The 18,588-nt window shown below is 63.7% G+C and carries 18 protein-coding genes and 1 pseudogene; 9 read left to right on the forward strand and 10 right to left on the reverse strand.

What is annotated here, in order from left to right; translation table 11 throughout:
* Nucleotides 1-23 precede the first annotated feature (23 nt).
* On the reverse strand, nucleotides 24-1,481 hold the full coding sequence (locus EN786_RS30250; RefSeq protein ID WP_135909208.1) for an NCS1 family nucleobase:cation symporter-1: 1,458 nt from the start codon (nucleotides 1,479-1,481) through the stop codon (nucleotides 24-26).
* Between the two features lie 351 nt (nucleotides 1,482-1,832).
* On the opposite strand from EN786_RS30250, the gene EN786_RS30255 reads away from it, so the two are divergent.
* A complete protein-coding gene (locus EN786_RS30255; RefSeq protein WP_127284334.1) occupies nucleotides 1,833-2,135 on the forward strand; it encodes a DUF982 domain-containing protein in 303 nt (100 codons plus the stop codon).
* 248 nt (nucleotides 2,136-2,383) lie between these two features.
* Nucleotides 2,384-4,549 carry an adenylate/guanylate cyclase domain-containing protein gene (locus tag EN786_RS30260; protein ID WP_135909210.1) on the forward strand — a complete coding sequence of 722 codons (2,166 nt, stop codon included), beginning with the start codon at nucleotides 2,384-2,386 and terminating at the stop codon, nucleotides 4,547-4,549.
* 48 nt (nucleotides 4,550-4,597) lie between these two features.
* On the opposite strand, the gene EN786_RS30265 is transcribed toward EN786_RS30260, so the two are convergent.
* Nucleotides 4,598-5,098: a YHS domain-containing (seleno)protein gene (locus EN786_RS30265; protein ID WP_127284332.1), complete on the reverse strand. Its 501-nt coding sequence runs from the start codon at nucleotides 5,096-5,098 to the stop codon at nucleotides 4,598-4,600.
* A 13-nt stretch (nucleotides 5,099-5,111) separates the two neighbouring features.
* Entirely contained in the window at nucleotides 5,112-5,708 is a 597-nt protein-coding gene (locus tag EN786_RS30270; RefSeq protein ID WP_127310975.1) for an ankyrin repeat domain-containing protein, read from the reverse strand.
* Between the two features lie 593 nt (nucleotides 5,709-6,301).
* On the opposite strand from EN786_RS30270, the gene EN786_RS30275 reads away from it, so the two are divergent.
* Complete coding sequence (locus EN786_RS30275) at nucleotides 6,302-8,347, forward strand: flotillin family protein (RefSeq protein ID WP_127310974.1); 2,046 nt, start codon at nucleotides 6,302-6,304, stop codon at nucleotides 8,345-8,347.
* Between the two features lie 168 nt (nucleotides 8,348-8,515).
* Nucleotides 8,516-9,520: a tRNA dihydrouridine(20/20a) synthase DusA gene (gene dusA / locus EN786_RS30280; RefSeq protein WP_127310973.1), complete on the forward strand. Its 1,005-nt coding sequence runs from the start codon at nucleotides 8,516-8,518 to the stop codon at nucleotides 9,518-9,520.
* A 6-nt stretch (nucleotides 9,521-9,526) separates the two neighbouring features.
* Here the strand turns inward: dusA and EN786_RS30285 are convergent, their stop codons facing one another.
* Nucleotides 9,527-10,231, reverse strand: coding sequence for a TIGR02281 family clan AA aspartic protease (locus EN786_RS30285; RefSeq protein ID WP_127310972.1), 705 nt, complete (start codon nucleotides 10,229-10,231; stop codon nucleotides 9,527-9,529).
* Between the two features lie 13 nt (nucleotides 10,232-10,244).
* A complete protein-coding gene (locus EN786_RS30290; protein WP_127286247.1) occupies nucleotides 10,245-10,478 on the reverse strand; it encodes a DUF1289 domain-containing protein in 234 nt (77 codons plus the stop codon).
* A gap of 162 nt (nucleotides 10,479-10,640) precedes the next feature.
* On the opposite strand from EN786_RS30290, the gene EN786_RS30295 reads away from it, so the two are divergent.
* On the forward strand, nucleotides 10,641-11,639 hold the full coding sequence (locus EN786_RS30295; RefSeq protein ID WP_127310971.1) for a nicotinate-nucleotide--dimethylbenzimidazole phosphoribosyltransferase: 999 nt from the start codon (nucleotides 10,641-10,643) through the stop codon (nucleotides 11,637-11,639).
* On the opposite strand, the gene EN786_RS30300 is transcribed toward EN786_RS30295, so the two are convergent.
* Complete coding sequence (locus tag EN786_RS30300) at nucleotides 11,636-13,156, reverse strand: HAMP domain-containing sensor histidine kinase (protein ID WP_135909212.1); 1,521 nt, start codon at nucleotides 13,154-13,156, stop codon at nucleotides 11,636-11,638. The two genes, EN786_RS30295 and EN786_RS30300, sit on opposite strands and share 4 nt — an antisense overlap.
* Nucleotides 13,157-13,231: 75 nt before the next feature.
* Here EN786_RS30300 and EN786_RS30305 point away from each other — a divergent pair, with 75 nt between their 5' ends.
* From EN786_RS30305 to EN786_RS30320, 4 genes and pseudogenes are all read left to right on the forward strand, one after another.
* A complete protein-coding gene (locus EN786_RS30305; protein ID WP_127286244.1) occupies nucleotides 13,232-13,855 on the forward strand; it encodes a thermonuclease family protein in 624 nt (207 codons plus the stop codon).
* 34 nt (nucleotides 13,856-13,889) lie between these two features.
* On the forward strand, nucleotides 13,890-14,501 hold the full coding sequence (locus tag EN786_RS30310; protein ID WP_135909214.1) for a glutathione S-transferase: 612 nt from the start codon (nucleotides 13,890-13,892) through the stop codon (nucleotides 14,499-14,501).
* 7 nt (nucleotides 14,502-14,508) lie between these two features.
* Nucleotides 14,509-15,126: pseudogene (locus EN786_RS30315) on the forward strand (uracil-DNA glycosylase family protein); the annotation flags it as partial.
* Nucleotides 15,127-15,270: 144 nt separating this feature from the next.
* Nucleotides 15,271-15,762, forward strand: coding sequence for an Lrp/AsnC family transcriptional regulator (locus EN786_RS30320; RefSeq protein WP_126054500.1), 492 nt, complete (start codon nucleotides 15,271-15,273; stop codon nucleotides 15,760-15,762).
* 45 nt (nucleotides 15,763-15,807) lie between these two features.
* Here EN786_RS30320 and EN786_RS30325 read toward each other — a convergent pair whose 3' ends face one another.
* Genes EN786_RS30325 through EN786_RS30340 form a run of 4 tightly spaced genes read right to left on the reverse strand, consistent with a single transcriptional unit; the run spans nucleotide 15,808 to nucleotide 18,544 of the window.
* A complete protein-coding gene (locus EN786_RS30325) occupies nucleotides 15,808-16,377 on the reverse strand; it encodes a DUF3299 domain-containing protein (protein WP_127312057.1) in 570 nt (189 codons plus the stop codon).
* 46 nt (nucleotides 16,378-16,423) lie between these two features.
* A complete protein-coding gene (locus tag EN786_RS30330; RefSeq protein ID WP_127312056.1) occupies nucleotides 16,424-17,002 on the reverse strand; it encodes a GNAT family N-acetyltransferase in 579 nt (192 codons plus the stop codon).
* Nucleotides 16,962-17,666, reverse strand: coding sequence for a DNA alkylation repair protein (locus EN786_RS30335; protein ID WP_135909216.1), 705 nt, complete (start codon nucleotides 17,664-17,666; stop codon nucleotides 16,962-16,964). The genes EN786_RS30330 and EN786_RS30335 overlap by 41 nt, the downstream gene beginning before the upstream one ends.
* An 8-nt stretch (nucleotides 17,667-17,674) precedes the next feature.
* Nucleotides 17,675-18,544 carry an NAD(P)-dependent oxidoreductase gene (locus tag EN786_RS30340; protein ID WP_135909218.1) on the reverse strand — a complete coding sequence of 290 codons (870 nt, stop codon included), beginning with the start codon at nucleotides 18,542-18,544 and terminating at the stop codon, nucleotides 17,675-17,677.
* Nucleotides 18,545-18,588 lie beyond the last annotated feature (44 nt).

Below are 18,588 nucleotides of genomic sequence, written 5' to 3' on the forward strand. Positions count from 1 at the left end.
GCCCTACTGCCTACTGCCTTATTTCAAGCCTTCGCCGTCTTTGCCCCTGCGCCAAGCGCCATGGTGCGCAGCACGTAGTAGACGGCGCCCGCGATCGCCACACCGAAGAACCAGCCATAGACGCCCCACCAGGACGGCAGCCAGTTGGTGAAGTTGGGCAGGATCGAGGAGAAGATGGCGCCGATGCCGGCGGCGATGAAGGCGTTGACATGCCAGCCGCTTTGGAAGCGGAACTCACCGTCTTCGCGGTAGAGCGCCTCGACGTCGACCTCGCCCTTCCGGATCAGGTAGTAATCGACCATCATCACGCCGAAGATCGGTCCCATCGTCGCGCCGATGATGCCGACGAAGTGCGCGGCGCTGCCTTCCCAGGGCGCGAAGGGGTAGAGCACCAGCGCGATCACGGCCGCGATGTAGCCGCCCTTCTTGAAGTCGATCTGGCGCGGGAAGACGTTGGAGAAGTCGAAGGCCGGCGAGACGAAATTCGCCACCACATTGATGCCGAGCGTCGCCACCGCGAAGGTGAGGGCGGCAAGGGCTGCCAGGAACCAGCTGTCGAACTTGGCCGAGATCTGGTCGGGATGGAGCAGCACCTCGTGGTAGACATCGTAGGCGGCGATCGTGGTGACGCCGGCGACGAGCGAGAACAGGATCAAATTGACCGGCAGGCCCCAGATGTTGCCCTTGCGCAGCGCCGCATTGTCGGGCGCGTAGCGGGCGAAGTCGCAGAAGTTGAGATAGAGCGCCGAGAAGTAGGTGACCCAGATCGCCGCGACGCCGAAGAGCGCTGTCCAGGAGCCGGGATCGCCGGGGATGCCGGCATCGGCGGTTTTTTCGCGCAGCACATCCATCGGGATGTCGCTGGTGAAGGCGAAGCTGCCTGACTTCACGCAGAGATAGATGGCCAGGAGAAGCATCATCACCCAGACCGCGGGGCCGGCCCAGTCCTGGAAGCGGCGCACCGTTTCCATGCCTTTCTGGATGATCAAGAGCTGCAACGCCCAGATGACGACGAAGCAGATCACTTCCAGGGTGGAGTGGCCGAGAAGGTGCGAGGTCTTGTTGAACTCGTCGAACCATTGCAGGCGCGTCAGCAGCGCCACGATGGCGCCGGAGGCGGCGGCCGTCTGCGCGCCGTACCAGAAGCAGGCGACGATTGCGCGCACCAGCGCCGGAATGTTGGCGCCCCAGATGCCGAAGGAGGCGCGGGCGAGAACGGGGTAGGGCACGCCGGTCTTCACCCCGGCATAACCTACCATGTTCATCAGCGCGTAGATGATCAGCGAGCCGATGCCGATGGCGATGATGAAATTGACGAAGCCGCCGCAGAACAGGAACAGGCTGGCCGCCAGATAGTAGCCCCACAGACTGTGGACGTCGGACGTCCAGACGTTGAAGATCGAGAACGGCCCCCAGTTGCGTACTTTCGCAGGAGCGAGGTCCTCGTTGTAAAGGTCGGGCGATGCGCCTTGTATCGTCATTGCAAGTGTCCCCTTTTGCAAAACGCGCCCTCACGCGTTAATTCGGCGAGGTTAAGCCTGACGCAGGGGAACCGGCAAGCAAACCATTTGCCGGCTTTGACCTTAAAGACATTCAACGAGAATCGCGCTTATCACGCATGCGCACCGCGGCCCATCATCGACATTTCGCTCCTGAGTCGGCAAAGCGGATCTCAGTCCGGGTCACCCGTGGATCGATTGCCTGACGGTCGAAATCCCGGGCATCCGGTCCGGTTGAATTTTTTTTGCCGCGCATCCGCTTTTTTGTGGAACCAAATGGCCCACCGGGTGTTTAATGAGGTTCTGTGCACCGCGATCGCCGGGAGGAAAACGATGGATCGCTTGCATTTCTTTACGCCCGTGCGGATTCTGCCCGGGCAAGGCTACCCCGTAGAAGAAGTAGACAGCGTCGCCGAAGCGATGGTGTTTTTGCGGAAATGGCCAGCAGGTCGGCGCGGACCGGTCTATCAATGCGCCCTGAACTGCTGCTCCGCCGCCATGGCCGGCAACATGTCGGCCGAGGAGGCAAGGAAAGCTTTTACCGGCTTTGCCCGCATCACACGCCTCCTCGACGACGAGATGGCCATGCCGCTCGGCGGCGAGGCGATGGACAACGTCTACGCCTTGCGGCGCTAGCCGCTCTAACTCCAGAACTGTCGAGTTCGCGCCATAGCGGCGCGGACCGCGGCTCTGCGTCAGCTAGCGAAAGAAGAATCGGCTAGGGCCCGAACCGGCCAGACCAAGTGACTGCCGCCCCGGGCCAAAGCGGATTCACCTTCAGTCCCGTGTAGCCAACTCCACTCGGACCGGGTGCGTTGCGGCGGTTGCCGTTGTAGAGTGCGTCGGGTGACCCATCACGCGCCTCAACGGAGCACAGGCGACGCATGGAGCGGCGGCTAACTGCCATATTTGCGGCCGATGTAGTCGGCTACAGCCGGCTGATGGGCGAGGACGAGGTCGGCACGCTGGAGCGGCTCAAGGCCTGTCGCCGCGAGTTGATAGATCCATCGATCGCCCGTCATCACGGCCGTATGATCAAGCTTATGGGCGACGGTGCGCTGGTCGAATTTGGCAGCGTCGTCGATGCGGTGCAATGCGCGGCCGACATCCAGCGCAAGATGGCCGAGCGTGACAAGGGTATCGCGGACGACCGGCTCATCCGCTTTCGCATCGGTGTCAACCTCGGCGACATCATTGTCGAGGGTGAAGACATCTATGGTGACGGGGTCAACATCGCCGCGCGGCTGGAAGCGCAGGCCGAGCCCGGCGGCGTGTGCATCTCTGGCACGGCCTTCGACCACGCCGTGCACAAATGCGACGTCGGCTTCGCCAGCCTTGGCGAGCAGCGGCTGAAGAACATCGCCGACCCTGTCCGCGTCTATCGGATTCTCCTCGAACCTTCGAAGGCGGGCAAGGTTCTGAGCGGCCCGCGCCGCCCGCTGCGGCCGGCGATCCTAGCGACGGGTGCGGCGCTGCTCGTTGCCGCCGCGGTTGCCGGCACCGTGATTGCCTGGCAGTGGCTGCGGGCGCCGCAACGGCCCTCCGTCGCGGTATTGCCGTTTTCCAATTTGAGCGGCGACCCTGCGCAGGACTATCTCGCCGAGGGCATAACCGAGGACCTGATCACCGACCTCGCTAAACTTTCGGGCCTCGACGTGATCGCCGGCAACTCGGTCGCCGCTTATAAGGGCAAGCCGCCCAATCTCGCCGACGTCAGGCGCGAACTCGGCGTCGACTTCCTCGTCGAGGGCAGCGTCAGGCCGACCGGTGAGCTGATCCGGATCAACGCGCAGTTGATCGATACGGCAAACGGCGAGCATGTGTGGGCCGACCGCTTCGACCGGCGCGCGGCCGAAACGTTCGCTGTCCAGGATGAGATGCGCAAGGAAATCGTCGCCGCGCTCGACGTCGAGCCCTCGGCGATGGAAACCAAGAGGATGGAGCGCCCGCCCACCGCCAATCTCGAGGCGTATGACTACTACCTGCGCGGCGAGCACGCTGCCTTCACCGGCCGCCCGCCGGGCATGCGGGACGCACTGAACTTCTATGCAAAGGCGGTCGCGCTGGATCCTTCGTTCGCGGCGGCATTCGCCGCCGATGCGCGCACTGCTGTCTATGTCTGGCGCAATGCCTATGACGATGTGCTGCAGTCCGCCCCGGCGCGAAAGCGCGCCTATGAGAGCGCGGGGCGAGCCCTGCAGCTCAATCCCGATCTGTCGCTGCCCTACGCGATGCTTGCCATCCTGCAGAGCGTGGACCGGCGCTTCGACGAAGCGATCGAGTCGGCCCGGCGGGCCGTGGCGCTCGGACCGGGTGACGTCGAAGCGCAGGTCGCGCTCGGATACGTCTGCCTATTCGACGGCAAGTTTCCGGAAGCCGCCGCGGCTGTCGAAACGGCATTGCGGCTCGACCCCGACATGTCGCCGATCAACCGCCAGATCGCCAGCACGGTCTTTCTCTTCAACGGCGATGGCAAACGCGCGGTGGCGGCGCTGGAACGCGCTCGCGACGAAGCGCCTGGGGTCGGCAACATCCTGGTCTCGCTCGGCGCCGCCTATGCTCAGACCGGCCGCATCGCAGACGCGCGGGCGGCGGTGGCCCAGGGCCTGCGACTTCTTCCCAACAACGACTCTATCGCCGCAATCAGGATGGGATGGCATTTTCGCAATCCGCAGGATTTGGAAACCCTGATCGGCACGTTGAAGCAGGCGGGTCTGCCGGAATGGCCCTATGCCTTCAAGGGCGACGAGAGCGATCGGCTTAAGGGTGAGGACATCAGCGCCCTGGTCATCGGTCACACGCTGAAGGGCGTCGCGGAGCCGGGGCCCCGGCCGGCAATCATGCAGATCGGCAATGACGGCCAGGCGGCCTTCCGCTCTACCGCTCAATTCATTACCGAGACGATATCCGTTAAAGAGGATCTGCTTTGCGAGCAAAGCGAAAACGCATTTGGGCGACCGGATTGCGGCCCGATCTATAGGCGCCAAGGCGAGTTCGCGTTCAGCTTCGTGAACTCGCGCGTCGTTTTTCACTTCTCGCCGCTCGACTAAGCGCCCCACACTTTAGGGCGGAGACATCAAAGCGCCCGAGCGGTCGGATCAATTGATCTGGTCGCGCTCCAGCCTTGCCTTGACGGCCGGCCAAGCAGCTTCCGCTTTTGGCAAAACGTCGTCGGCGTGGGCGGCGATATTTTCCATATCAGGCTTGTCGTAGGCTAGGTAGAGCTTGCCGTCGATGATCTTGAACGCCTCGGGATCGACGTTGACCGTCACCGATTCTAGCGAAACCTCGCCCACGCAATAGCCGCCATATTGCGGAGCATATTTGACAGGCTCGCTCATGAACATCTTGCGGTGCTCGTCGCTTGCGAAATTCCACGGTGTGCCGAGCCAGTCATAAGCGATTTTCTCCGAACCTTTGACCGCCTTGCCGTCGGTGAAATAGGCGACCGGATCATAGCCCATGATGGCCACGCCGCCGAAGTAACCGGTGTTCACCGAGCCGTCGGCATGCGCGGGGGCCGCGCCGACAACCGAGAAGGCTAGTGCGCCCGCCAGGATAAGGTTGCTCAGAGATCTGCTTGCGTCTGCCACGTACATCGCGCGTCTCCCATCAATCGTGAATGTCCATGCACCGTTTGTAGTTCTCTTCTGTATCCTTGATGACTTCAGGCTTCTGGCAAGCGGCGCCGTGGCGCTTGTAGAGGCGAACGATCTCCAAGTTGCCCTTCCAGAAGGCGCGGCTGATCGGCGCGTAGCCGTGGACCTCGGGATGGGCGACGTCAGCGCCCTTGGAGATGAGGAACTCGACCACCTCCAGATGGTTTTCCTCGCCCGCCACCATCATCGGCGTGACGCCTGCCTTGTTGGCCGCGTCGTCGAGCACGGCGCCACGGTTGAGCAGGAGTTTGGCAACAGGCAGGCTGCCGGAATAGGCTGCGGCATGAAGGGGCGTGAAGCCACCGGAATTGCGCGCCATAACGTCGGCGCCCTTGGCGATCAGCAGTTCGGCGATCGCCGGCTGATCGGCAAGCGCGGCATTGATGAGGGGCGTTGCCTGGTCGCGCGCGCGACCGTCAACGGCGGCGCCGCCGGCCAAAGCCTCCTTGGCGGCGCTGGGATCTCCTGCGGCAACGGCATCGAACAACGGGTCTGCCGCAGCCGTCACAACCGCGAAAGCCAGACCGACCATTGCAAACAAGCCGCGCATCGCCTGTCCTTTAGAGGCGCCTAAAATATCATGCGGCCGTTCACCTGGGTAGCCCTTCGAGGGACGGGCGGACCGCTAACTGAGACGGAAGACAAGGGCGCTCCCACGGTTGCGACTTCCAATTTCACTCGCCGCTGGAAGCTAGCCGAAGACATGTTCCCGTTCCGCGCTCGCTCCTCCCTTGCAGCCGGCCCAGCCAGTCGGATCCGGGGGCCGGCGGCTAACCCGTAAGAACGCCATTTCGCGCTTTTGGTAACTGTAAAAGCAACCATCACGCTTCGAAATAGCGAAAGCGTTGGAAATAACTTATACGATTCCCGCGCGGAGTATCTTTAAACCTGTAGGTGCGATACCTACGTCATTTATTGTTATGTCTATCAAGGCAACACCGATGTAACATCGCTCACGGCCACGCCTCCCTTACTTGGGGACTCGGGATGCGCGGTCATTTTCCCATACAATGAGCAGCCCAAACGTTCGACAAGCCCTTGGTGCGTCGAGCGTGCCGGTGCGCGATCTCCCCGCTTCATCAATAAACACCAACCGGGTGGCCCTCGGGTGAACGAACCCGCGCGCCCCATAGGAGAGAAGAGATGGAAGCCCTACAATATCTCGAGCCGATGACATGGACGGCAATCGAGATAGCCGTGCCGGTCGTCGTGCTGGCAATCCTGTTCTGGCGGAGCGGCGTGGTCCGCTACATCCCAAACGACAGGCTCGGCATCTTGGAAAAACTATGGAGTTTTCGCGGTTCCGTCAGCAATGGCTTCATCGCGCTCAACCGTGAGGCAGGTTACCAGCCGGAAGTCGTGCGCGGTGGCCTCCATTTCTTCATGCCGTTCCAATATTCGATTCATCGCGCCAATCTTGTCACCATCCCGCAGGGTCAGATCGGCTATGTCTTTGCCCGTGATGGCAAGCCGCTGCCTCCGACGCAGACACTTGCTTCCAACACCGACGCCGACGATTTCCAGGATGTGCGCGGCTTTCTCGAAAAAGGCGGGCAGAAAGGACCGCAACGCAAGATCTTGCGTGAAGGCACCTATGCCATCAATCTCGCGCAATTCATCGTGCTGACCGCCCAGTCGATCCATGCCGTCAATCTGAGCCCGTCGGAACAAAATCTTTTTGCCAATATGTCCAGCGTGATCTCGGAGCGGGGCGGCTTTGAGCCGGTCGTCATCCACAATGCCGAGGACATGATCGGAATCGTCACCATCCATGATGGTCCGGCCCTGCCGGACGGCGAGATCATCGCACCGACCGTCGCCAACGATCCGAACGACCCGAACTTTCACAACAATTTTCAGGACCCGGAGAAGTTTCTCAATGCCGGTGGCTACCGTGGCCGGCAGTTGCAGGTGCTGGCCGACGGCAGCTACTTCCTCAATCGCATTTTCGCGACCGTCGAACTGGTCGAGAAGACAATCATCGACGTTGGCACGGTGGGTGTCGTCGTCTCCTATAACGGCCGCCACGGCGCCGATATATCCGGGCAGGCATACCGTCATGGCGAACTGGTCGAAGTCGGCGCACGCGGTGTCTGGTCGACACCGCTGCTGCCGGGCAAGTATGCGTTCAATACCTATGCCGGCAATATCGTCACCGTGCCGACCACCAACTTCGTGCTCAAATGGACGAAGGAGCAGTTTGGCGAACACAGGCTGGACGAGAACCTGTCTGAAGTCTCGTTGATCACCAAGGATGCGTTCGAGCCTGTGCTGCCGCTCTCCGTCGTCGTGCATATCGACTATATGAAGGCGCCGCTCGTGGTGCAGCGTTTCGGCGACATCAAGCGGCTGGTCGAACAGACGCTCGACCCGATGGTTTCTGCCTATTTCAAGAATATCGCCCAGACAAAGACGCTGATCCAGCTTTTGCAGGAGCGTAGCGATATCCAGCGCAAATCCGGCGAGGAGATGCGCGAAAAATTCAATTCCTACAGCCTCGAGCTGCAGGAAGTGTTGATTGGCACACCCCGTGCCGCCAATGACCAGAACAGCATAGAGCAGATCCTGATCCAGCTGCGCGACCGCCAGATCGCAGTCGAAAAGGTCGAGACTTATAAATTGCAGGAGAGGGCGGCCACTCAGGAACGCACGTTGCGAGAGAAGGAGGCGCTTGCCGAACAGCAAGCCAAGATCACGACGTCGGCACTTACCATCGAGATCAGTGAGAACGAGGGCAAGGCGCAACTCGCCCGCACCCGTCAGGAGGCGGAAACCATTCAGGTCAATGCCAAGGCAGAAGCCGAGAAGGTGCGCCTCGCCGGCCAGGGCGAGGCCGACATGATCAAGGCTGTCGCGCTTGCCGATGCCGAACGCATCAAGGCGACCGGTTTTGCGGAGGCCGAGAAGGTGCGCGCTGTCGGCCTGGCGGAGGCCGAGGCCACCGAGAAGAAGGTCGCGGCTTTCGGCGGACCGGACTATCAGCTCAACTCGCAGGTTCTCATGCGCTTCGCCGAGGCCATCGAAAATGGCAAGCTACCGCTCGTGCCGCAGATCCAGATCGGCGCTACCGGCGGCGAGAAGGGGGGCGCCAATGGCCTTGTCGAGATGATGCTTTCGATGCTCGTCGCCGACCGGGTTGGACGGCAAAACCTACCGGATGAGATCCCGGCTCCGGTTGAGGAGGATTGATTGGGAATGGGCCGGTTGTACCGCCCATTTCTGCTCTGCCGTTCGCAATCCAGAGTTCCGCGTCGAGATCGGGGCACGCTTGCTCTTCGCGGCCGGGTAGGAAATCGCTGCAAAATCGCTTATGTGAGCGCGACGCCTCGTTGACCGAGGACTCGAGAACCGCCGGATATGAAGAGCAGCGATTACAAGAAGATGCGCCTCGCCATCGCGCCCATGATGGACTGGACGGATCGGCATTGCCGGTTCTTCCACCGTCAACTGACGCGCCGGGCGCTGCTCTATACAGAGATGGTGGTGGCCGATGCGATCATCCAGGGCGCGCGCGAGCGGCTGCTCGGCTTCGACGCGGCGGAGCATCCGGTGGCGCTGCAGCTCGGCGGGTCCGATCCCGGCAAGCTTGCCGAGGCGGCGGCGGTCGGCGAGGCCTTCGGCTATGACGAGATCAACCTCAATGTCGGCTGCCCGTCGGACCGCGTCCAGTCGGGCACGTTCGGCGCCTGCCTGATGAAGACCCCGGTGCTTGTCGCCGACTGCGTCGCGGCGATGAAGGCCAGAGTGAAAATTCCCGTCACCGTCAAATGCCGCATCGGCGTCGACGAGCAGGATCCGGAGCCGGCGCTCGACGACCTGGCCGACGGGGTTTTCGCGGCCGGCGCCGACGCATTGTGGGTGCACGCCCGCAAGGCCTGGCTGGAGGGGCTTAGCCCGAAGGAAAACCGCGACATCCCGCCGCTCGACTACGGTCGGGTCTATCGTCTCAAGGTGAGAAAGCCGAATGAATTCATCGGCATCAATGGCGGCATCCAATCGCTGGACGCGGTGCGCGAGCACCTTTGCCATGTCGATGGCGCCATGCTCGGCCGCGCCGCCTACCACACGCCGGGCATCCTGGCCGGCGTCGATGCCATGTTCTACGACGAGCCGCCCGCGGCTTTCGACTATGCCGCGCTGATCGATGCCATGGCGGCCTATGCCGCGCGCCATATCGAGAAGGGCGGGCGGCTCGGCCACGTCACGCGCCACATGGTCGGCCTGTTCCACGGCCTGGCGGGCGCGCGCCGCTACCGGCAGATCCTGTCGACGGACGCGACGAGGCCGGGCGCCGGGCCGGATGTGTTGAAGACGGCCTTTGCCGCTGTCGACCTCAGCGGGACGGCGGCCGAAGCGGCCTGAGGGCATTCAGTCCCGCAGGACCATGCGGTCGCCGCGCACGTCGAAGCCCGACAGCGAGCCGATGAAGTTCATGCCGAGCAGGCTCTGGCCGAGCATGCCGGGCGCGGCGATCATCACGGCCATGTCCTTGCGCACGATGCCGCCGATCGCCACTTCGTCGGTCTTCACGGCGGCGGCGCGCGCCATGCCGTTGGCGGTCGAGACCGGTATGGTGAAGTTGAGCGTGGCCGGATTGAAGCCGGCGGCCTGGGCGTCCTCCGCGGTCAGCACGATGCTGGTTGCGCCGGTATCGACAACGGCTCGCACCGGCGCGCCGTTGATCAGGATGCGCGCCTCGAAATGGCCATTGTCGGCCTTGTCCAGGGTGACCGTGGCGTGGCCGTCCTCCACGCCCAGCGCAAGCGGGCTGCCGGGGACAAGGCCCGCCGTCACCCGGCTGGCCACGTCCTGCAGCTCATAGCGGTATTGATAGCCGGCGATCAGCGCCAGCACGATGACGGCCCAGGTGCCGAGATTGCGGGCCATGTCGCCGAGCGGCCTGCCGGAGCGCAGCAGGCCGGCGCCGATCAGCGTGCCGAACGCGCCGAGCCAGATCAGCCGGCTGAAATCGTAGTTGTCGACGCCAAACGTGCTGCCCGCCGAATCGTTTAGCATCAAAAGCAGCGCGCCGGCGCCGATCACCACCATCAGGATCCAGAACAGGCGGTTCATCGGTGTTGCCCCTTCACGACAACGCGTCGCGCTCGCGCGCCATGCGGGTGCGGCGGGTCTCCCGGCGCGGCCGCCGCTCCACCGTCTCCAGCCGTGCCGGCAACTCGGCCATGACAGCGCGGCGAACCTCCGGAGTCATCCCGATCCAGGCGGAGATCTCGTCGCGCGTGCGGCCGCAGCCGAAGCAGAAGCCGGTTTTCATGTCGATCGAACAGACCAGGATGCACGGGGATTCGATGGCCGTCATGATGTTCTCTTGCGCTACTTCCACATGGTGCAACGTCCATGCCAATGCAAGCCCCACGGAATGCGCCGCGCTTTGCTGCTTTCACGGCAAGCCCAGAAGGTTGTGCTGGCGCAGCAAGGCGGTTATGCCGCTCAAACCTTCCAGCAAACCATTGTAGGCCGCATGACCAGCGCATCGCCTTTCAACGATTTTCGCAACCTTCTGGCAAACCTGCCGCCGGCCGATCAGGCGGCCGAGGCGCGCGTGCGCGCGGTGTTTGCCAAGGTCGACAAGCCCAGGGCCTCGCTTGGCCGCGTCGAGGACATCGCTGCCTGGCTCGCTGCCTGGAGCGGGCAGGCGCCGCCGGCGGTCAGGCGGCCGCAGGTGGCGATCTTCGCCGGGAACCACGGCGTCACCCGCCATGCCGTCTCGCCGCGGCCGGTGGCGGCGACCGCCAATGCAGTGGAACTGTGCGCGGCCGGGGGAGCGGCGATCAACCAGGTCTGCATCGCCAACGACCTCGGCCTCAAGGTCTTTGACCTGGCGCTGGATGTTGCGACCGGAGACATCACCGAGGAAGCCGCGCTCGACGAACGCGGCTGCGCCGCCACCATGGCCTTCGGCATGGAAGCGGTCGCCGGCGGTGCCGATCTCCTTTGTCTCGGCGATCTCGGCGTCGGCAATTCCACCGTCGCCGCCGCTCTGTTAGCCGCGCTGTTCGGCGGCGCTGGTATCGATTGGGTCGGGCCCGGATCGGGCGCCGACGCGGCGATGATGGCGCGCAAGGCTGAAGCGGTCGATCGGGCGCTTGCCTTTCACGGCGCCGGCCTCAGCGATCCGCTCGAAGCCTTGCGCCGTGTCGGCGGCCGCGAGTTCGCGGCGATCGCCGGCGCCATCCTCGCTGCCCGCATGCAGAAGATCCCGGTGCTGCTGGACGGATTTGCGGCGACGGCGACGGCCGCTGTTCTGCACGCCGCCAACCCAGCGGCGATCGCCCACTGCCTGGTGGCCAGCCTGTCGCCGGAACCGGGACACGCCAGGGCAATCGAACGGCTTGGCTTGCGGCCGTTGCTCGATCTTGGCGTCAGCCATGGCGAAGCTGTGGGAGCAGGCCTTGCCGCCGGCCTGGTCAAGGCTGCCGCCCTCACCAGTTCCGGCATGGCGGCCGCGGCCCGGACCTAGCGCCGGCGCGCCGCGACCGTCTTGGTCGGCAGGGCCGGCAGTTCCTCCATCACCCGGCTGAGCGGGAAGATGGCGATCGCCTCGGTGCCCTCGCGCAGCTTGGAGTGAAGCTCGAATTCGCCGCCATGCATGGCGAGCAGGCCCTGCACGATCGGCAGGCCGAGGCCGGTGCCTTGCTCGGCGCTCTTGATGGCGATCGAACCCTGGCCGAAGGCTGAAAGCACGACCGGGATTTCTTCCTGCGGAATGCCCGGCCCATTGTCCTTGACCGAGATGTATTGCCCGCCGCCGGCGGTCCAGCCGACGCGCACGCGAACCTCGCCGCCGGACGGCGTGAACTTGATGGCGTTGGACAGGAGGTTGAGCGCGATCTGCCGCACCGCGCGTTCGTCGGCGAACAGGCGCGGCAAGGTGGTTTCGAAATCCTGGATGACGCGGATGTCCTTGTTGCGCGCCTTCAACTCCATCATGTGGCAGCAGTCCTCGGCGATGGTGAGCAGCATTACCGGCTCCTCGTTGAGCTGGTACCGGCCAGCCTCGATGCGCGACAGGTCGAGGATCTCGTTGATCAGGTCGAGCAGATGCTGGCCGGACTCGTGCACGTCATGAGCATAGTCGCGATAGGTGGGGTTGTTCATCGGGCCGAGCACTTCATTGGCCATCACTTCGGAAAATCCGAGAATGGCGTTGAGCGGGGTCCTGAGCTCATGGCTCATCGAGGCGAGGAAGCGCGACTTCGCCAGATTGGCATCCTCGGCCCGACGCCGCGCCTCGTCCGACATCGATTTCGCCGTTTCGACCTCGGCGATCAACGCATCCTTCTCCGAACGGAATGACATCAGCATCAGCGATGCCTGGTTGAGATTGCGCGCGACGTAGGCGAAGAAGGGCAGGGCGGTGACCAGCAGCGCGGCCATGATAACCTCGATCGGCAGCCACGTTCGTGCTCCGGCATAGGCATAGACGGCGACGGGAATCGCGAAGGTCGCCAGCAGCGCGCCGCCCAGCGAGGATGCCATCACCGCGGTGGCCGCCATGGCGACCAGAAGCACCATCGCCTTGACCACCTGGAACTGATCGATCTGGCAGGTGTCGCAACCGAACCAGGCGAACCAGGCCCAGCCAAGGCCGCACAGGAAATGCCCGATGAGGAAATCGCGCCGCGCCTGCGACGGATCGATCTGGGACGCTTCCGTCCGCTCGATGCGCCGCGCCATGAAGGCGACGATCGCGTAGCAAAGCAGGGTGAACAGCGCCCAGATGCCGATCTTCTTGTCGAGGCCGGCCAACAGGCCGGTCGCGGCGATCGCCAGCACCAGGATCGGTATGGCGGTCGCGCTGACCACCATGGTGCGGGCATGCAGCTTCAGGAGCTCGCGGTCGAAATCGAGATTGCCGGCCTGCTGCGAAAGACGGTCACGGGTTCTGCGCACCGCGCGCGCCACATCGCTGTTGCGATGCGGTTTCCTGCGGTCCACAATGAATTTGTCCGCTGTGTTCGAGCGTAGCAAAGGCATACAAACTTCAATTTCTGCGCGCAGCGATTTCAATTCGTTAAGCTACGTTCGAATGATTAAGAGACTGTTTGCCATATGAGCCGTTCCTGGTCGCCGAGGCCGCGCCGGCGATACGCTCCGCAGCCGCCTCGCAGCCTGTGGCGGCGGCTTTTCGACTATTGCCTGACCATAGTTCTGCTCGGTCTGCTGATCCTGCTCGCGGCCCGCCTCGACCGCTTCGAGACGCGCGAGGCCGCGGGCGCGGCGATCGTCAATGACGGCGATTCGATCACGCTTGGCGCCACGCGCATTCGCATGCGCGGCATCGACGCGCCGGAGTACCAGCAGACCTGCCGCAGGGGTGGCGCCGACTATGCGTGCGGCAAGCTCGCGCGGCAGTCGCTGGTGCAGCTGATAGGCGGCCGTCCCGTGTCCTGCAGCGGCTGGCAGCAGGACCGCTTTGGCCGGCTGCTTGGTGACTGCAAGGCGGGCGGCGTCGACCTCAACCGCGCCCAGGTCGAGGCCGGCTGGGCCGTCGCCTATGGCGATTTCGAGACCGAGGAGGCCGGGGCCCGCGCCGGCAAGGCGGGCATCTGGGCCGGCACCTTCGACGAGCCGCAGGACTGGCGCGATACGCACGGCCACGGACTGGTCGAAAGGAAGCACGGCACCTTGGCGTCTATCGGCGACGCCTTGCGCGAGTTTTTCCGCTTCCGGTAAGGAGATGGAGCGAGATCGGATCGGGAGGATGACAATGAAGCTGTTCGACGGCGGCCGCGCCCCCAACCCGCGCAGGGTGCGGGTTTTCCTAGCCGAGAAAGGGATCGAGGTTCCGCTGGTGCCTGTCGACATGGGCGCGCTGGAGCACAAGCAGCAGGCCGTGAGTTCGCGCAACCCGCTGCAGCGCCTGCCGGTGCTCGAGCTCGACGACGGCACCATCATCACCGAATCCGTCGCCATCTGCCGCTATTTCGAGGAGCTTAATCCGGAGCCGCCTTTGTTCGGGCAAGGCGCGCTCGGCAAGGCGAAGGTCGAGATGTGGCAAAGGCGCATCGAGCTCAATCTGCTGAGCAGCGTCGCTCAGGCCTTTCGCCACATTCATCCGGCGATGAAGGAATGGGAGGTGCCGCAGGTCCCTGAGTGGGGCGAGGCGAACAAGCCGAAGGCGGTCGAATTCCTGAAGCTGCTCGATGCCGAACTGGCGCAACGCGAATTCGCCGCCGGCGACAGCTTCTCGATCGCCGACATCACCGGGCTGATCGCCATCGACTTCATGAAGCCGGCGCGCATCAGGGTGCCGGAGGAATGCACCAACGTGCTGCGCTGGCACGCGGCGATCTCCAGCCGGCCGAGCGCGGCCGCCTGAGGCCCGGATGAGCGAAGCGCTGGAGAGACTGACGGCAAGGGTCCGCGCCTGCCGCATCTGCGTCGAGAAGCCGCTTGGCCGGCCATTGCCGCACGAGCCGCGCCCGGTGCTGCTGCCGTCATCGACAGCGCGCATCCTGCTTGCCAGCCAGGCGCCGGGCACCAAGGTCCATCTCTCGGGCATGCCGTTCACCGACGCCTCCGGCGACCGGCTGCGCAGCTGGCTTGGCGTAACCAGCGAGGAGTTCTACGACACGGACAAATTCGCAATCGTGCCGATGGGGTTCTGCTTTCCCGGCCAGGATGCCAAGGGCGCCGACCTGCCGCCGCGCCGCGAATGCGCGCCGGCGTGGCGCGCCGAACTGATGGCGCTGATGCCGCAAATCGATCTGGTGCTGACCATCGGCGGCTACGCGCAGTCCTGGCACATGGGCACGGCGCGGCAGTCCTCGTTGACGGAAACCGTCAGGAACTGGCGCGCGATATGGGATGCGCCGGCCGGCCCGAAAGTGTTGCCGCTGCCGCATCCATCGTGGCGAAACACCGGCTGGCTGAAGAAGAATCCGTGGTTTGAAATGGATTTGCTGCCCTTCCTGAGGTCGGAAATCCGCTATCGGCTTGGTTAGGCATACAGCAAGAAAACACCCGCTTTCCGCCTGTCTGGCAGAATTTCTTTCTTGTGAAAGGCCAGAATAAAAGGGATTATGGACAAACTATTCCTCAAAGCGCACGCCACGCAAGCTGGGCGACATGCACTAACGGAGCATCCGATGGACCGCCTTGACCGAAAGATTCTGCGCCTCCTGCAGGAGGATGCGACATTGGCCGTCGCCGATGTCGCCAAGAAAGTCGGCCTGTCGACGACGCCTTGCTGGCGGCGCATCCAGAAGCTCGAGGAAGAGGGCGTCATCAAGCGGCGCGTCGCTATCCTCGACCACGAGAAGGTCAATGTGCGCGTCACCGTCTTCGTGTCGATCCGCACCAATTCGCACAGCCATGAATGGCTGCGGCGCTTCTCCGAGGTGATCCAGGAATTTCCGGAAGTGGTCGAATTCTACCGCATGAGCGGCGACGTCGACTATCTGCTGCGCGTGGTGGTGCCCGACATCGCCGCCTACGACGCCTTCTACAAGCGGCTGATCGCCAAGATCGAGATCCGCGACGTCTCGTCGTCCTTCGCCATGGAGCAGATCAAGTACACGACCGAGATTCCGCTCGACTACATGGTGCTGGATAAGGAAGCCGGCGCCAACGCGGCTTGAGGTGCTGATGCGTGGCCGTTCTCCGGAAAGGTCACGCAAGCCTGCCTAGTTCTTCTTTTTGTTGAGGAAACTCCAGGGCGAGCTGACCGGCAAGGTGACCGTGTCCGGCACCGAGTTGACGCTTGCCACCTCGGCCTTGCGCACCGTGTAGCCCGACTGGATGACCGAGACGCCATCGAGGATGAAGAGTTGGCTCTTCTCCATCCCTGGCTTCAGCACGCCGGTGATGGAGACCGGCTGGTAGGCCTCTGACATCTTGTAGGGATGTGCCGGCGTCACCAGCACGATCTGGTTGGGCGGCGGCGTCGGCATATGGCTGCAGGCGCCCGTCCACGGCACCAGCAGGAACTGGTAGACGAGGTCGCCGTCGCGATCGGTCGGCAGGGCGTAGCCGGCCAATTGAATGGTCTTGTCCTGGAGGCCTAGGGACAGAGTCTCGCCGTGGTCCGGCAGTTTCGCCGCGATCATCGGCATGTTGGCGTCTTCGGCGATCGCCTGCGTCGCCGGCCGCAGGTCCTTCCAGAAGATATGCGCGGTCTCGGCCGAGGCATCGGCGGCAATGGAAATAAGCAAAGCAGCGGAGAGCGCGATGGTTGATTTGAGATGCTTGCTCACTGGCTGCTTCCTTTGCACCTGAGTAAAGACGCCGCCGTCCCCGGCGTCAACGCTCGAGCCGCATCGCATGCCGGCGCGAGCCCGCGGTGCCGATCTCGTGGAAGCCTCGCACCAGGAACATGTCGCGAAAACCCATGAAGCGGTAGCTTGGCGCTGCCTGGTCGACCGGATAGGCCTCGATCACGCGCGCGCCCCTGTCGAAGGCATGGTCAATCGCCGCGTCGAGCAGCGCCGCCGCGAACCCGCCGCCGCGCAGGGCCCTCGGCACATAGAAGCAGACGATCGACCAGACGCCCGTTTCGCTGTCGTCCTGAAGCTTTGAGAGCCTGCGATAGGTCTCGCGCGGCGCGACCGAGCACCAGCCGACCGGCTTGCCGTCGACTTCAGCGACGATGCCGACGGGCGTCCCGGCCTCAATCAGCCCCATCATCATGCGCTTCTTCTCGGCGTTCCGGACGTGCTCGCGGCTGGAATGGCGCCAGGCCATGCACCAGCAATATTTCGGCGCGCCCGGCTGTTCGAAAAGTTCCTCGAAATCCGCGCGTGTCGCGCGCGTCACCTCCGCGAAGCGGATTTCGGCGCCGTCAGCCTTTCCTGGCGGCGACCCGCTCGATCGTCTTGGCATTGGTCAGTTCCTTCACTGCGTCCTTGCCAATCCAGCGCGCCGTCTTGTCGGTCGACTGCGCCAGTCGTTCGGCGACAGCAAGGGCAGCGCCGTGCATTTCCATCGATCGTTTGCCGATCGATCGAAGAGCCCAGTTCACCGCCTTCTTCACGAAGTTTCGGCCGTCGGTGGCATGGGCCTCAATGACCGGCAGGAAGTCGAGGAAGGTCGCCACCGGCTCCTTCTTACGGTGCACGACCGACCAGGCCATCATGGCAAAGGCCGTGCGTCGAACGAACTCGCGTTCGTCGGCGGCGAACTCGTTGATCAGTTCCCTCCAGGACTCTGTGTCGACGAAGAGATCGGAGACACCGTCGACGATATCCCACGAATCGAAAGACGCCGCCCATTGCCTCGCATCCGCGGCTGAAAACCGCTTCGGGTCGGCGGTGACGGAAGCGATGAACTGCGCTTCCATGATACCGGTTTGCCAGAGTTCGAAGGCGCGTTCATGGTTGCGCTTGATCTTCCTGGCGATCTGCCGCTGCACGCCATGCGGAATGCCGAGCGCGCGCTCGATCTTGATGCCGTAGCGCAGCATGCCGTGGCGATTTTCCTCCGAGCCGATCGAGCGCAGATACGCGACGATTTCGTCGGCGCTCGATTGGGGCGAAAGCTCGGCCATCGCGTTCTCTATTTTTCCAGGCGAGCGAGCAGCGAGGAGGTGTCCCAACGCCGGCCCCCCATCGCCTGCACATCCTTGTAGAACTGGTCGACGAGCGCGGTCACCGGCAGCCTGGCGCCGTTGCGGTCGGCCTCCGCCAGGCAGATGCCGAGGTCCTTGCGCATCCAGTCGACGGCGAAGCCGAAATCGTAGTTGCCGGCATTCATCGTCTTGTGGCGGTTCTCCATCTGCCAGGAACCGGCAGCGCCCTTGGAGATCACCTCGATCACCTTCTCGATGTCGAGCCCGGCCTTCTTGCCGAAATGGATGCCCTCGGCCAGTCCTTGGACGAGACCGGCGATGGTGATCTGGTTGATCATCTTGGTGAGTTGGCCGGCGCCCGCCGGTCCCATCAGCCCGACCATGCGGGCGAAAGCCTCGATGACGGGTTTCGCTTTGTCGAAAGCTGCCTGCTCGCCGCCCACCATGACGGTGAGCACGCCGTTCTCGGCGCCGGCCTGGCCGCCAGAGACCGGCGCGTCGAGGAAGGAGAAGCCGCCCGTTCGGGCGGCTTCATCCAGCTCGCGCGCGACCTCGGCCGATGCGGTGGTGTTGTCGATGAAGACGGAGCCCTTCTTCATCGAGGCGAAGGCGCCTTTGGCGCCGGTCGTCACCGAGCGCAGGTCGTCATCATTGCCGACGCAGGAGAAAACAAAATCCCTGCCGTCGGCCGCTTCGGCCGGCGTCAGCGCCAGCTTGCCGCCGTGCTGGGCAACCCATTGCTCGGCCTTGGCCGTGGTGCGGTTGTAGACGGTGACGTCGTGGCCACCCTTGTTCCTGAGGTGCCCGGCCATCGGATAGCCCATGACGCCAAGACCGAGAAATGCCACCGATGCCATGAGCTTGCCTTCCAAAACGGGAACCAGATTTTGCTGGCGCAAGC

Origin of the sequence: Mesorhizobium sp. M4B.F.Ca.ET.143.01.1.1 (genome assembly GCF_004792275.1) — a bacterium.
GTDB lineage: Bacteria > Pseudomonadota > Alphaproteobacteria > Rhizobiales > Rhizobiaceae > Mesorhizobium > Mesorhizobium abyssinicae.